Annotated in this window: 10 protein-coding genes and 3 pseudogenes; 3 read left to right on the plus strand and 10 right to left on the minus strand. The window is 73.6% G+C overall.

The window, feature by feature from the left end; translation table 11 throughout:
* Window positions 1-125 precede the first annotated feature (125 nt).
* A complete protein-coding gene (locus IO36_RS00830) occupies window positions 126-1,253 on the minus strand; it encodes a protein kinase domain-containing protein (RefSeq protein ID WP_078942925.1) in 1,128 nt (375 codons plus the stop codon).
* Window positions 1,254-1,255: 2 nt separating this feature from the next.
* On the opposite strand from IO36_RS00830, the pseudogene IO36_RS00835 reads away from it, so the two are divergent.
* Window positions 1,256-2,590 (plus strand): annotated as a pseudogene (locus IO36_RS00835) (protein kinase domain-containing protein); the annotation flags it as partial.
* A gap of 227 nt (window positions 2,591-2,817) precedes the next feature.
* On the opposite strand, the gene IO36_RS00840 reads toward IO36_RS00835, so the two are convergent.
* Window positions 2,818-3,360 carry a bacterial proteasome activator family protein gene (locus IO36_RS00840; RefSeq protein ID WP_037614800.1) on the minus strand — a complete coding sequence of 181 codons (543 nt, stop codon included), beginning with the start codon at window positions 3,358-3,360 and terminating at the stop codon, window positions 2,818-2,820.
* A 228-nt stretch (window positions 3,361-3,588) separates the two neighbouring features.
* Between IO36_RS00840 and IO36_RS42855 the strand changes: the two genes are divergently transcribed.
* Window positions 3,589-4,476, plus strand: coding sequence for a hypothetical protein (locus IO36_RS42855; protein ID WP_051899877.1), 888 nt, complete (start codon window positions 3,589-3,591; stop codon window positions 4,474-4,476).
* Between the two features lie 147 nt (window positions 4,477-4,623).
* Here the strand turns inward: IO36_RS42855 and IO36_RS00850 are convergent, their stop codons facing one another.
* From IO36_RS00850 to pdhA, 8 genes and pseudogenes are all read right to left on the minus strand, one after another.
* A complete protein-coding gene (locus IO36_RS00850) occupies window positions 4,624-5,604 on the minus strand; it encodes an NAD(P)H-quinone oxidoreductase (protein ID WP_037614802.1) in 981 nt (326 codons plus the stop codon).
* A gap of 62 nt (window positions 5,605-5,666) precedes the next feature.
* Window positions 5,667-6,764, minus strand: a complete 1,098-nt coding sequence (locus IO36_RS00855; RefSeq protein ID WP_037614806.1) for a potassium channel family protein — start codon at window positions 6,762-6,764, stop codon at window positions 5,667-5,669.
* Window positions 6,765-6,812: 48 nt separating this feature from the next.
* Window positions 6,813-8,264 (minus strand): molybdopterin molybdotransferase MoeA, encoded by a 1,452-nt coding sequence (locus IO36_RS00860; protein WP_037614808.1) that lies wholly within the window; start codon window positions 8,262-8,264, stop codon window positions 6,813-6,815.
* A pseudogene (locus IO36_RS43660) lies at window positions 8,261-8,818 on the minus strand (DUF6457 domain-containing protein); the annotation flags it as partial. The gene IO36_RS00860 and the pseudogene IO36_RS43660, both read right to left, overlap by 4 nt.
* 474 nt (window positions 8,819-9,292) lie before the next feature.
* Window positions 9,293-9,709: pseudogene (mobA, locus tag IO36_RS43665) on the minus strand (molybdenum cofactor guanylyltransferase); the annotation flags it as partial.
* A 77-nt stretch (window positions 9,710-9,786) separates the two neighbouring features.
* Window positions 9,787-11,313, minus strand: coding sequence for a dihydrolipoamide acetyltransferase family protein (locus IO36_RS00870; protein ID WP_037614809.1), 1,527 nt, complete (start codon window positions 11,311-11,313; stop codon window positions 9,787-9,789).
* Window positions 11,313-12,317 carry an alpha-ketoacid dehydrogenase subunit beta gene (locus IO36_RS00875; protein ID WP_037614811.1) on the minus strand — a complete coding sequence of 335 codons (1,005 nt, stop codon included), beginning with the start codon at window positions 12,315-12,317 and terminating at the stop codon, window positions 11,313-11,315. The genes IO36_RS00870 and IO36_RS00875 overlap by 1 nt, the downstream gene beginning before the upstream one ends.
* Window positions 12,314-13,483, minus strand: a complete 1,170-nt coding sequence (pdhA, locus tag IO36_RS00880; RefSeq protein ID WP_037614813.1) for a pyruvate dehydrogenase (acetyl-transferring) E1 component subunit alpha — start codon at window positions 13,481-13,483, stop codon at window positions 12,314-12,316. Before pdhA ends, IO36_RS00875 begins: the two co-directional genes overlap by 4 nt.
* A gap of 174 nt (window positions 13,484-13,657) precedes the next feature.
* On the opposite strand from pdhA, the gene IO36_RS00885 reads away from it, so the two are divergent.
* Window positions 13,658-14,176 (plus strand): Lrp/AsnC family transcriptional regulator, encoded by a 519-nt coding sequence (locus tag IO36_RS00885; RefSeq protein ID WP_078942927.1) that lies wholly within the window; start codon window positions 13,658-13,660, stop codon window positions 14,174-14,176.
* Window positions 14,177-14,228 lie beyond the last annotated feature (52 nt).

Genomic DNA, 14,228 nt, shown 5'->3' on the forward strand with positions numbered 1-14,228 from the left:
ACGGCTTCATTCGGTACGACCGAACGATCTCCCCGTGAACGAACGCGCGCGCGAAGCCCGTCCGGGCCTCACGCGCGCGTGAAGGGTGTGCTCGGCCGGATCCGTGCGGATCCGGCCGGACCGGTTCAGCCCCCGTCCCCCGCGGCGGGGGACTCGGTGCCGCCGTCGCCCGGGTCGGGCGTCGTCGGCGCGGTCGTGGGCGTGGTCGGCGCGGTCGTCGGGGTCGTCGCGCTCGGCGTGGTCTTCGTCGGCTCGTCGGTCGGCTCGTCCGTCGGCGCCTCGGTGGTGGTGTCCCGGGTCGGTTGGTAAGAGGGGGTGTAGCCCCCGCCGTCCCCGGTGTTGGTCGAGTCGTCCGAGGTGCTGTCGTCCGTCGACTGGTCCGTCTGGTCGTCGCCGGGCTGCTGCTCGGTGGAGTCGTCGGTCTTGCTGGAGTGCGAGACGGTCGGCGTCGGCTTGGTGCCGTTCCCCGAGTGCGTGTTGTTGCCCATGTTGTGGAACGCGAGCGCGACACCGCCGGCGATGGCGATCACCGCGAAGAGCGCGAGGAGCCACAGCTTGCCGCGGCCGCCGCCGCCCCGGTTGCCATGGCCCTCGAAGCCGCCGTCGTCGCCGGTCCCGTACTGCGGGATGAGCGGCGCCGGGATCTGCGTGGTGCCGTAGTCGCCGGGGTGCGGCAGCGCGGCCGTGCCGGCGAAACCGGAGGCCGGGCCGTGCGGGCCCTCCGGCAGGGCGACCGGACCGGTGTTCCAGGTGCCGGTGTGGCTGCCCTGGTCGTAGAGCATCTGCAGCGCGTACTGGACGAGCCCGCGCATCTCCTCGGCGGTCTGGAACCGGTCGTCCGGGTCCTTCGCGAGGGCGCGCATGACCAGCCCGTCGAGCTCCGGCGGCACCTCGCGGTCGACCTCGGAGGGGGGCAGGGGGATGTCCTGGACGTGCTGGTAGACCACCGACAGCGGCGTCTCACCCGTGAACGGGGGCCGCAGCGCCAGGAGTTCGTAGAGGAGACAGCCGGTCGCGTACAGGTCGGAACGGTGGTCGACGGCCTTGCCCAGCGCCTGCTCCGGGGAGAGGTACTGCGGGGTGCCCATGACCATGCCGGTCTGGGTCATCGTCGACTGCGCGCCGTGCAGGGCGCGCGCGATGCCGAAGTCCATCACCTTGACCGCGCCGGTCTCCGTGATGATCACGTTCGCCGGCTTGATGTCGCGGTGGACGATCCCGTGCTGGTGCGAGTAGGCCAGCGCCTCCAGCACACCCGTACATCGTCATGGAGTACATCGAGGGCAAGCCGCTCGGCTCGGTCCTCGACGCCGACATCCGGCAGTACGGCGCGATGCCCGCCGACAAGGCCCTGAAGATCACCGCGGACGTGCTGGCCGCCCTGGAGATCAGCCACGAGATGGGCCTGGTCCACCGGGACATCAAGCCGGGCAACGTGATGATGACCAAGCGCAACGTGGTCAAGGTCATGGACTTCGGCATCGCCCGCGCCATGCAGTCCGGCGTCACCTCCATGACCCAGACCGGCATGGTCGTCGGCACCCCGCAGTACCTGTCCCCGGAGCAGGCCCTCGGCCGGGGCGTCGACGCCCGCTCCGACCTGTACTCGGTCGGCATCATGCTGTTCCAACTGGTCACCGGACGGCTGCCGTTCGAGGCGGACTCCCCGCTGGCCATCGCCTACGCGCACGTCCAGGAGGAGCCCGTCGCGGCCTCCTCGGTCAACCGCTCGCTGCCGCCGGCCGTGGACGCGCTGATCGCCCGCGCGCTGAAGAAGAACCCGAACGAGCGCTTCCCGAGCGCCGAGACCATGCGGGACGAGTGCCTGCGGGTCGCCCAGTCGTTCCAGGCCGTGGCGCCGAACATCGTTCCGGGCGCCCAGACGCCGAGCGGCTCGGGCGTCGGCTCCGCCGTGTTCCCGCCGGTCGACCAGGGCACCCCGGCCCCCGGCCCGGTGCAGACGCCGTACCAGCCGGGCCCGTACGGCACGCCGACCCCCGCGCCGTCGTACGGCTACCCGCAGCAGGGCGGCTACCAGGCCCCGCCGCAGACCTCCGCCTACGCCGGACAGCACGGTCCGTCCACGCCTCCCCCGTACAACCTCTCGCCCCAGCCGGCCACCGGCGGGTCGCAGGGCGGTGGCAAGAGCAACCGGGCGGTCGTCATCGGCGCGGTCCTGGTCTCGATCATCGCGGTCGGAGGCCTGGTCACGGCGCTCGTCCTGAACGGCGGGAGCGGCGACGACAACAAGGGCGGCGGCGACAGCACCGCCAGCTCGTCGACGACCGCGGTCGAGGGGCACAAGGGCCCGGACACGTCGAAGACGATCGACACCGAGAAGTGCACGGACCCGACGGAGTCGTACAACGACCCGAAGAAGATCCAGGTCCCGAATTTCCAGTTCAAGGACCTCAGCTCGGTGAAGTCCTGCTTCCAGGCCGCCGGTTGGCAGATGAAGATCACGCGCGTCGACGAGAACACCTACGGCGAGGACTCGATCATGGATCAGTTCCCCTCGGCCGGCACGGACGTCGACCCGAAGGACATGCCCGAGATCGAGCTCAAGGTGTCGACGGGCGACCCGTCCTAGGAGCTGTCCGGGCTGTCCGGCGTCCTCGGAGCTGCGCTGGGCCGCTGGGGGCGGCTGGGTGTCCGGGCTTCCGTCGAACCTCTGCGGCGTCCGGGCCGCCTGGGTGTCCGGGCCGATCCCACGGCATGTACGGGAAATGGCCCGGCACGTGACGTGCCGGGCCCCTCGCGGCCGGGGTGACCGCGGATCGTCGGGATGACGGGGCGGTGCCTCCACCGCCCGCGTGATTACAGGTACGGTCCGCCCGAGCGGCCTCCCGTACGGGGGTCCTCGTCGCCCTCCAGACCGCCGACACCCGGAGGAAGCGCACGGCGCATCTGCTCCAACTGCGCCCTGGCCGCCATCTGCTGGGCGAACAGGGTCGTCTGGATCCCGTGGAAGAGTCCCTCCAGCCAGCCCACCAACTGAGCCTGCGCGATCCGCAGTTCGGCGTCGCTGGGGGTCCCCTCGTCCGTGAAGGGCAGGGAGAGCCGCTCCAGTTCCTCCACGAGCTCCGGGGCGAGGCCGTCCTCCAGCTCCTTGACGGAACTCGCGTGGATCTCCTTGAGGCGGACGCGGCTGGCCTCGTCCAGGGGTGCCGCGCGCACTTCCTCCAGCAGCTGCTTGATCATGCTGCCGATGCGCATCACCTTGGCGGGCTGCTCGACCATCTCCGTCACCGGGATCTCGCGGGAGTCCTCGTCCCCGGTGCCGCCGAGCGCCATCCCGTCCTGGCCGACAACCAGGATCTGAGGGTTCTCCGGCGACCGTTCGTTCCTCGGCATCTCCATGCCGCCATTCTCTCGCACCCACGTACTCCATCACGGTGGTGCCCCCCGTACACGGTGATCCACCGGCTCCGTGGGCCCAGTTGGCAAATCCATGGGGTTCCACGACCTCTGAAGTGCGCGAATGGCATCACTTTCGGCCGAGATGCCGGGATCACGGCCTCATGTGAGGCTGGTTGCGTCGATCACGGCACCCGTCTTGGCGAACCGTTCCGGGAGGGGGTCACCGACGTGACTCCAAGGCTGCGCACCCTGCCCACGGCCGGACTCCTCGCGGCCGTCCTGCTGACCGGCGCCGGTCCCCTCGCCCGCGGCGCCGCTGCCGCCCCGGGGGTCCCCGCCTTCACCCTCCTGGCCTACTCGGGAAGCCTCGCGTCCCTCGTGTCCGCGGGCTCCGGCCCCTCCTCGGGCACCGCTCCCGGCGGCTCCAGGAACGCCCGCGCGCACGCGGCTCCCGGGGCGCCCGCCGTATCCGGGCTCTCCGCCGTCTCTGGGGTTTCCGAGGTCTCCGGGGCGTCCGCCTCAGCCGGGCCCTCGGGCGGGGTCACGCCGGTCCCGTCCGCCGACGAGAGCGCCTCGCCCGCCCCGTCCGGTCCCGGGACCACCTCACCGGCCCCGTCGACCCGGCCGACGGCCTCCGGGGGCCCGTCCGCCCCCGGGACCGGCTCACCCGCTCCGTCCGGCCGGGGGTCCGGTGCCCCGGGGTCCGGCGGCCATGGGTCCAGCAGCCCGGGCGCGCCCGGCCCCAGCGCCTCCGACCCCGCGCGGCCCACCCCCACGGCGGACGACCCCTCCCGCGCGGGCAGCATCGCGGGTGAGGGACGCGAGCGGCCCGGCCGGACGGCGGAGCCGGACGCCACGGACAGCGCCGCCCAGGACCCGGACGCCGCCGTGAGCCCCGACCTCCAGGACACCGCCCCCGCTGCCGACACCGGGATCACGGACCCGGTCACGGCCGAGCCCTCGGCCGAGAACGCGGCCCCGGTCCAGCAGAGCGTCGTGGGCCCCGGTTCCCCGCCCGGAGCGAACCTGGCGATCCTGCCCCTGGGCAGCGGCCTGGTCCTCATCGGCCTGGGCCTGGGCCTGGCACTTCTGGGCGTGCGGGTACGCCGGGGCTGAGCGGCCACGGGGCACCCGCCTGGGCGGGTCCGGAGCGACGGACCCGCCCAGGAACGGCTTCCCGGGGCGCTGCACCCGGACGTGGCAGGCCCGGGGCGGCGGGCCCGGACGCAGGGGGACAGAGGCGGTCCCGGCATCGGACCCTGCCTACGGGGCGACCAGCAGGACCTTCCCGATGTGGCTGCTCTCCTCCAGCACCCGGTGCGCGCCCGCCGCGTCGCTCATGGGCAGCTCACGGTCGACGACCGGGCGGACATGACCGGCGTCGATCAGCGGCCACACGTGCTCGCGCACGGCCGCCACGATCGCCGCCTTCTCGGCGAGCGGCCGGGCCCGCAGCGACGTCGCGCTGATGGCGGCGCGCTTGTTCAGGAGGGTGGCGATGTTCAGCTCCGCCTTGATGCCGCCCTGCATGCCGATGATGGCGAGCCGTCCGTTGACGGCGAGGGCGCGCACGTTGCGGTCGAGGTATTTGGCCCCCATGTTGTCGAGGATGACGTCGGGGCCCGCCCCGCCGGTGGCCTGCTTGATCTCCTCGACGAAGTCCTGCTCGCGGTAGTTGATCAGGATGTCCGCGCCCAGCTCGGCGCAGAAGTCGAGCTTCTCCTTGGTGCCCGCCGTGACCGCGACCTTCGCGCCGACGGCCTTCGCCAGCTGGATCGCCATGGTCCCGATGCCGCTGGAGCCGCCGTGGACGAGCAGCGTCTCGCCGGGGCGCAGATGGGCGACCATGAAGACGTTCGACCAGACGGTGCAGGTCACCTCGGGCAGCGCCGCCGCCTGGCGGACGTCCAGGCCCGTCGGCACGGGCAGCAGCTGCCCGGCCGGGACGGCGACCTTCTGGGCGTATCCGCCGCCCGAGAGCAGCGCGCACACCTCGTCGCCGACGGCCCAGCCGAAGACGCCCGGGCCGACCGCGGCCACGCGCCCCGAGCATTCGAGTCCGGGATAGGGGGAGGCGCCGGACGGCGGGTTGTAGAGGCCCTGGCGCTGCAGCAGATCGGCTCGGTTGACGGCGCTCGCCACCACCTCGACCAGCACTTCGCCCTCGGCCGGCACCGGATCGGGGACCTCGTCCCACACCAGCGCCTCGGGTCCACCGGGTTCAGGAATCGTGATCGCGTACATGAGAGGGACGCTACTCCTGACGGACTCCGCCCACTCCTGACCGGCCCCGCCTACTCCTACTCCTACTCCTGCGACAGCGGCCGGATGCCCGGCACCGGCCGGATGCCGCGGGAGACCCGCGCGATCGTGATCAGCCGGTCCGTCAACTCCAGTGTGCCGACGTCCGGATCGTCGTATCCGAGCACACGGTGCCCCCGTACGACGCTGACCACCAGGTCGGTGGTCTCGCGGGCGCCCAGGCCCACCTCGGCCTTGGTGACGGGCCGTTCCACGATGTCCAGCCCGGTGCCCTGATGGATCAGGTCCTCCATGACCCTGCCCGCGGCGGGCGAGAGCACCGAGAGCCCGAGGAGCCGGCCGGCCGCGCTGGCGCTGGTGATCACCGCGTCGGCGCCGGACTGCCGCAGCAACGGCGCGTTCTCCTCCTCCCGGACGGCGGCGACGATCTTCGCCCCGCGGTTGAGCTGCCGCGCCGTCAGGGTGACGAGCACCGCGGTGTCGTCCCGCTGGGTGGCGATGATGATCTGCCGGGCCTTGTGGAGCTCGGCCCGCATCAGCACGTCGCTGCGCGTGGCGTCCCCGATGACCCCCGCGTAGCCCTCGGCCGCCGCCGCATCGACGACCCGGGGACTCGGGTCGACGACCACGACCTGCTCCTTCTTGAGCCCGGTCGCGCAGACGGTCTCGATGGCCGACCGCCCCTTGGTCCCGAACCCGACAACGACGGTGTGATCCCTCAAGGCCGCCCTCCAGCGGTTCAATCGCCACTCCTCCCGGGTGCGTTCCGTGAGGACCTCCAGCGTGGTGCCGACCAGGATGATCAGGAACAGCACCCGCAGGGGAGTGATGACCAGGATGTTGACGAGCCGGGCGAGGTCACTGGTCGGGGTGATGTCGCCGTATCCGGTGGTGGAGAGGGTGACCGTCGCGTAGTAGAAGGCGTCGAGCATGTCGACGCTGCCGTCGGAGTTGTCGGTGTAGCCGTCGCGGTCGACCCAGACGATGAGCGCCGTGAGCACCAGCAGCAGCAACGCCATCGCGAGCCGCTTCGCCACCTGACGGAGCGGGCGCTGCACCACCTTCTGCGGCAGCTTCACCTGGTAGGTCACCAGGTGCTCGTCCGCCTGGCGGGCGATCGTGTCGTCGCCCGGAAGTTTCACGTGAAACACTCCCCGATCGGATTCATGCCGTTCGCGTTCTCGTCCGGCTCAGAAGCACGCGTCGATCCCCGTGACGGCCCACGGTAGGTCGATGAGTTCCAGCTCCTGCCCGGCCCGTGCACCGCCGGGCGGCACGACCGCGAGCGCGTCCGAGGCCGCAATGCCCCGCAGCATGGCCGGACCGTTGTAGTGCAGCGGTACGGCCCGCTCGCCTCGCAGCGAGACGGGGATGAGCCGGGTGTCATACGGATGCCCCTGCACGGCCTCACCGAGCGGCAGCGTGTACGGCTCCGGGGCCGTGCGCCCGGCCAGGGTGCGCAGCAGCGGCTCGGCCAGCGTGAGCAGGCCCGAGACGGCGGCGAGGGGGTTGCCGGGCAGGCCGACGAGATGCTGGTTCTCCTGGGTACGGGCCAGCAGCATCGGGTGTCCCGGCCGCACCTTGACGCCGTCCACCAACAGCTCGGCGCCGATCCGGCGCAGCGTGGGGTGGACATGGTCGACGGGGCCACCCGCCGTGCCGCCGGTGGTGACGATCAGATCGGCGCGAGAACCGGTGATCGCCTTGTGCAGCGCCTTGGCGTCGTCACCGAGCCGGCGTACCGCGACGACCTCGGCGCCGAGCGCCCGGAGCCACGGCGGCAGCATGGGGCCGAGCGCGTCCCGGATGAGCCCCTCCCGGGGCAGTCCCTCGGTGAGCAGCTCGTCGCCCAGGACGAGCACCTCGGCGCGCGGCCGGGGGACGACGGCCAGCGTGTCGTACCCGGCGGCGGCCGCGAGGCCCAGCACGGCGGGGGTGACCAGCGCTCCGACCGGCAGCAGTTGGTCGCCGCTGCGGCATTCCTGGCCGCGCGGGCGGATGTCCTGCCCGTGGGCCAGTGCCAGGACGCCCCGTGGACGGCCGGAGCCGGGCGTCTGCGGGACGCCTGCGTGCAGCCTTCCCTTGTCGTCGAGGCGGCCGTGCTCGCTGCGCAGGACGGCGGTGGCGTCGCGCGGGACCCGTGCCCCGGTGGCGATCCGGACCGCCTCGCCGTCGCCGAGCCGTTCCGGCTCCGCGTGCCCGGCGAGCACTCCGTCCTCCCGCACCTCCCAGGGCCCCGGTCCGGCGACCGCCCAGCCGTCCATGGCGGAGGTGTCGAAGGAGGGCAGGTCGGTGAGGGCTGTCAGGGGGGCGGCGAGGACGAGGCCGAGGGCGGCGTCGAGGGGGACCGGGACGGGCACCCGGCGGGGCAGCGAGCGGGCGGCCCGCTCGGCGACGGACCGGGCCTCCGGCCAGGGGGTGGACCGGTGGCGGGCGTGCTCGTCCTTGCCTCCGTCCCGGGCTCCGGGCGCCGGGACCGGGGAGTCGGGTCCCTGGGGACCCGGGACGGCACGCTCCGCCCGACCAGGCTCACCGGCACCGCGGCTGCTCGTGCCCTTGACCAGGGCGAGCGCCTCCTCGACGTCGAAGTCGTCGGCGTCCTGGCCCTCGCGGCTGTCCCGGGTGGAGCGGGCGGCGGTCATCCGGCGTCCGGCTCGGCGGCGGGCGGGGCGGGGGTGGCGGACGCCGGGGCGTCCGGCCGGGCCTCGGGGGTGTCCTCGTCGGCCCAGCGCAGCGCGAGCGCGGCGGCCTTGCGGGCGGCCTCGGCGACCGCCTCCGGTCCTCCGCCCGCCCGCGCGGCGGCGTAACCGACGAGGAACGTGGTCAGCGGCGCGGCCGGCCTGGCGACGCCGTGCGCGGCGTCGCGGGCCAGGTCGAGCAGAACGCCGGTGTCGACGTCCAGGTCGATGCCCAGCTCGTCCTTGACTGCGGAAATCCATTCATCCAGCACGTGCCCATGCTCCCTGATGCGTGCTCGAGCGGCGGCGATGTCGTCCCAGGTGTCGCAGTCGAAGGACGCGACGGGGTCGGTGATGCGAGTGAGGTCGAGTGCGGCGACGACACGTCGCAGCGGCAGCCCGGAGAGCCCTCCGTGCGCGGCGGAGAGCCCGTCGAGCTCGCGGCGCAGCGCGTCCGCGCGATAGACGGCCACCAGCGGCTGATCCCGCCCACCCGGGTCGGTGAGGAGGACTCCGTCGGGGCGAGCGGTTGCTGGACCGGGGTGAGCCCCGCCGGCCTCGGGGCGGGCGTCGTGGCGGGCGGGGCGGGTGCTTCTGCCCTCGGCGCGGGGGTCCTCGCCGACCAGACCGGCGTCCTGCCCACCGGGCCGGGCACCTCCGCCCTCGGCGCGAAGATCCCGGCCTCCGGAGGCGGCGTCCTGCCCGTCAGCGGGGCCGGCGTTCTGCCGACCGGGGTGAGTGCCTCCGCCCTCGGCGCGAAGATCCCGGCCTCCGGAGGCGGCATCCTGCCCGCCGGGGCGGGCGGCCGGCTCGTCAGGGGCGGTGTGATGCCCGCCGGGGGCGGTGGCTCTCTGGCCCTCAGGGCCGGTGCGGTGCCCACCGGGGACGGTGTCCTGGGCCTGGGAGCCGGTGTGGTGCTCGTCGTGGGGCGCCCGGACCTCGGAGCCACGCTCGGGGGCGTCCGGTGCGGGTGGGGTCGTGTGGGGGCCGGTTCGGAGGGTGTCCAGCAGGCGCTGGACCGTCTTCTCCTCCAGGAACGGCAGATCGGCCGAGAGCACGAGCACGTACGGTGCCGCGGTGCGGCGCAGCCCCGCGTCCAGCGCGGCGACCGGTCCCCCGCCCGGAGGGTCCTCGCGGGCCCACTCCACGGGGCGTGCGGTGGCCCTCGGTTCGGCCACGACCACCGTCCGACCGGCGTCGGCACACGCGGCCAGCACACGGTCCAGCAGCGTCCGTCCGCCCACCCGTACACCGGGCTTGTCCTCGCCGCCGAGCCGACGGGCGGCGCCGCCCGCGAGCACGACGGCGTCGTACCCGGAGTCGGTGTGCCCGGCGCCGGCACCGGCGGTGCCCCGGGAGTCACGGCCGCCCGGCCCCCCGGTCGCGCCCTCGGGCTCGTACGCGGTCATGCCCCGAGTATGGGCGCCGAGGAGATCGGCGCCACCCTCGGGGCACGGCAGGGGCCCGGGGAGCCGGGCCCCGGGTCCTACAGCGTCCGCAGCAGCACCGCCGGCTGCTCCACGCAGTCCGCCACATACCGCAGGAAACCGCCCGCCGTACCGCCGTCGCAGACCCGGTGGTCGAAGGTGAGCGAGAGCTGGACGACCTGACGCACCGCCAACTCGCCCTGGTGGACCCAGGGCTTGGGGATGATGCGTCCGACGCCGAGCATCGCGGCCTCGGGGTGGTTGATGATCGGCGTGGAGCCGTCGACACCGAACACGCCGTAGTTGTTCAGCGTGAACGTGCCGCCCGTGAGGTCCGCGGGCGTGAGTGTCCCGGTCCGGGCCGACTCGGTCAGCCGCCCGAACTCCGCGCTCAGACTCTCCGCGTCCCGGACGTGCGCGTCCCGCACGACGGGGACCACGAGTCCGCGCTCGGTCTGGGCCGCGAAGCCCAGGTGCACCTGCTCGAGCCGGACGATCTCCCGGGCGTCCAGGTCGACCGTCGAGTTCAGCTCGGGGAAACGGGCCAGCGCCGCGGTGCAGATCCGGGCGAGGAGTGCCAGCAGGGAGATCTTCGGACCCCCGGCCGCGTTCATCGCCCTGCGTGCCTGCATCAGCTCGGTGGCGTCGGCGTCCACCCAGCAGGTCGCGTCGGGGATCTCGCGCCGGCTGCGCGAGAGCTTGTCGGCGACGGCACCGCGCACCCCCTTGAGGGGGACGCGCACGCCCTGCGGGGCCGAGCCCCGGGAGACACCCGCCGCGCCGGGCACGACCGAGGTGATGTCCGCGTACGAGGTCATCGGCTCGGCCCGGTCGTCGTACGCGGGCGCGCCGGATCCGGCGGCCGGGGCGTACTGAGGCGCCGCGGTGCCGGACGGCCGGAGCCTGCCGGTGGCCGCCGCGCGCAGCGCGTACTCGACGTCGGCCCGCAGGATGAGCCCTTCGGGACCGGAGCCCTCCAGCTCGCGCAGGTCCACACCGTTCTCCCGGGCGAGCCGTCGCACCAGGGGCGAGATGACGGGCACGGGCCCGTCGCCACGCGCCGGGGCGACGCCGTTGCGGGGGGTCCCCGAAACGCCCGCCGTGGCCGACGACGCGGCGGCGACCGGCTCGGGGCGACTCGGCGCGGGTGGCACGGGCGAGGTGCCCGAGCCCGCGGTGGACGGCGCGCGGGAGGGCCCGGCGGCCGGGACGCCGCCCGCGGGCCGCACCCTCCGGCGCCGCGCCGGGGGCGCTCCCGTGCCGTACCCCACCAGTACGTTCCCGGAGCCCTCGTCGCTCCGTTCGTCCGCGGCGGTCCCGGCGCCCTCGCCCCCGGCCGGGGCGCCCACGGCGACGGTCAGCAGCGGTGCCCCGACGGGCATTTCCGTGCCCTCCTCGCCGAAGCGGGCGGTGACCACACCGCCGTAGGGGCAGGGGACCTCGACCATCGCCTTGGCCGTCTCGACCTCGACGACGAGCTGGTCGACGGCGACGACGTCACCGACCTCCACCAGCCAGCGGACGATCTCCGCCTCGGTCAGTCCCTCCCCGAGGTCGGGGAGCTTGAACTCCAGCACCTGTGCCATCAGCTCTGTGCCTCCCATTGCAGACGTCCCACGGCGTCCAGGATCCGGTCGACGCCGGGCAGGTGGTGCCTCTCCAGCATGGGCGGCGGATACGGGATGTCGAAACCGGCGACGCGCAGAACCGGCGCCTCCAGGTGGTGGAAACAGCGCTCCGTGACGCGGGCCGCGATCTCCCCGCCCGGTCCGCCGAACCCGGTCGACTCGTGCACGACGACCGCGCGTCCGGTCCGCCGCACCGAGGCCGCGACCGTCTCGTCGTCGAAGGGCACCAGCGAGCGCAGGTCGACGACCTCGAGGTCCCAGCCCTCGGCCCGCGCCGCCTCGGCGGCTTCGAGGCAGACGGGCACCGACGGCCCGTACGTGATCAGCGTGGCGCTGCGGCCCTCGCGCCGCACCACCGCGCGGCCGATCGGCTCGACGGCCTCCGGCTCGTCCGGGTTCCACGAGTCCTTCGACCAGTACAGCCGCTTGGGCTCCAGGAAGACCACCGGGTCGTCCGAGGCGATGGCCTCCCGCAGCATTCCGTACGCGTCGGAGACGGTCGCGGGCATGACGACGTGCAGGCCCGGGGTCGCCATGTAGTACGCCTCGGAGGAGTCGCTGTGGTGCTCGACGCCGCCGATGCCGCCGCCGTAGGGGACGCGGATCGTGATGGGCAGGGGCATGGCGCCGCGGGTGCGGTTGCGCATCTTCGCCACGTGCGAGAGGAGCTGCTCGAACGCCGGGTAGGCGAACGCGTCGAACTGCATCTCCACGACCGGCCGCAGGCCGTACATGGCCATGCCGACCGCCGCGCCGAGGATGCCCGCCTCGGCGAGCGGGGTGTCCGTGCAGCGGTCGTCGCCGAACTCCTTGGCGAGCCCGTCGGTGACCCGGAAGACACCGCCGAGCGTGCCGACGTCCTCGCCCATCACGTGGACGGAGGGGTCGGCGGCCATGGCGTCGCGCAGGGCCCGTCCGAGGGCCTGCGCCATGGTGGCCGGTTTGAGGGCAACCGTGGTCATCGCCCGGCTCCTTCCGGGCCGTGCGGGCCCGCTCCGAGCGTGCCGTCCGCCTCGGCGTCCAGCTCCGCTCTCAACTGGCTCTCCTGCTCAAGCAGTTGAGTAGTGGGCTGGGCATACACATGGGCGAACAGGTCCATGGGGTCGAGCACCGGGTCCTGGTTCATGCGCTCGCGCAGGTCCGCGGCCATCGCCTCGGCGTCGTCGCGCACGGCCTGTAGAGCGGCCTCGTCGAGCAGACCGCGCTCGGTCAGCTCGCGCTCCACCAGCGTGACGGGGTCGTGGCCGCGCCAGGTCTCGACCTCGGCGTCGCCCCGGTAGCGGGTGGCGTCGTCGGCGTTGGTGTGGGCGTCGATGCGGTACGTCACGGCCTCGACGAGGGTCGGGCCGCCGCCGGCGCGGGCGTGCGCGATGGCCTCGCTCAGGACCTGGTGCACGGCCACCGCGTCGTTGCCGTCGACCAGGCGGCCCGGCATCCCGTAGCCGACGGCCTTGTGGGCCAGCGACGGGGCGGCGGTCTGCTTGGCGAGCGGGACGGAGATGGCGAAGCCGTTGTTCTGCACGAGGAAGACGACGGGCGCCTGCCACACGGCGGCGAAGTTCAGCGCCTCGTGGAAGTCGCCCTCGCTGGTGCCGCCGTCGCCGACCAGGGCGAGCGCGACCACGTCGTCGCCCTTGAGGCGGGCGGCGTGGGCGAGGCCCACGGCGTGCGGGAGCTGGGTGGCCAGCGGGGTGCACAGGGGCGCGATCCGGTGCTCGTGCGGGTCGTAGCCGGTGTGCCAGTCGCCTCGCAGGAGCGTGAGGGCCTGGACCGGGTCGAGACCGCGCGCGACGGCGGCGAGGGTGTCGCGGTAGCTCGGGAAGAGCCAGTCACGATCCTCCAGCACGAGCGCGGCCGCGACCTCGCAGGCCTCCTGCCCGGTGCTGGACGGGTACACCGCGAGACGGCCCTGCTTGGTGAGGGCGGTGGCCTGGACGTTGTACCGGCGGCCGCGCACCAGTTCCGAGTGCAGGCGGCGCAGCAGGGCCGGGTCGACCTTGGCGGCGGCGTCGGTGCCGAGGACGCGGTGGGGCAGCGCGTCGGGCAGCAGCGGCGCAGGGTCGGTGCGGGGCTGCCAGGCGGGCGGCGGCGTGGGCCGGTAGGCCCCTCGCTGCTCCATGACCGTCATGACGGCACCTCCTCGTGGGAGCGGCTTCGGACGCATCACGGGTGTGATGCGCCTCACCTACCGATTGTTCGGTCGTCGGCACATTTTGGCTACAGGCGCCGCCAGGCTGTGGACAAACGGTTCTGCGCAGCCTGAGATGGATGCAGTACGTCCATGGTAGGGAGGCGGGGGGACATGGCACCTGAACAAATGGCCGAGCCGCCGGAGGCCGGATCCTCCGTGCCCTCCGCGCCGGCCGTGCCGCCCGCCCGTCCGCTCGACGCGATCGATCAGGACATCCTGCACATGCTGCAGGCGGACGGCCGGGCCTCCATACGCTCCGTGGCCGAGCGGGTCCACGTCTCGCGGGCCAACGCCTACGCGCGGATCAACCGTCTCATCGAGGACGGCGTGATCCGAGGTTTCGGGGCGCGTGTCGACCACGAGCGCGCGGGGCAGGGCACCTCGGCGTACATCACCCTCAAGATCGTGCAGAACTCCTGGCGCACGGTGCGGGAGCGGCTGAGGGTGCTGCCCGGCGCCTCGCACATCGCCCTGGTGGGCGGCGACTTCGACGTGCTCCTCCTGGTGCACACGCCGGACAACCGGGCCCTGCGCGAACTGGTGCTCACCCGGCTCCAGGCCATCCCCGAGGTGCTCAGCAGCAGGACGCTGCTGGTCTTCGAGGAGGAGGACCTGGAACCGGAGGGCTGAGGTCGCGGGGCAGCAGGCCAGGGCCCGCCGAGGACCGAAGCCGCGGGAAGCC

The sequence above is a fragment of the Streptomyces aureus genome, from assembly GCF_000725495.1.
GTDB lineage: Bacteria > Actinomycetota > Actinomycetes > Streptomycetales > Streptomycetaceae > Streptomyces > Streptomyces aureus_B.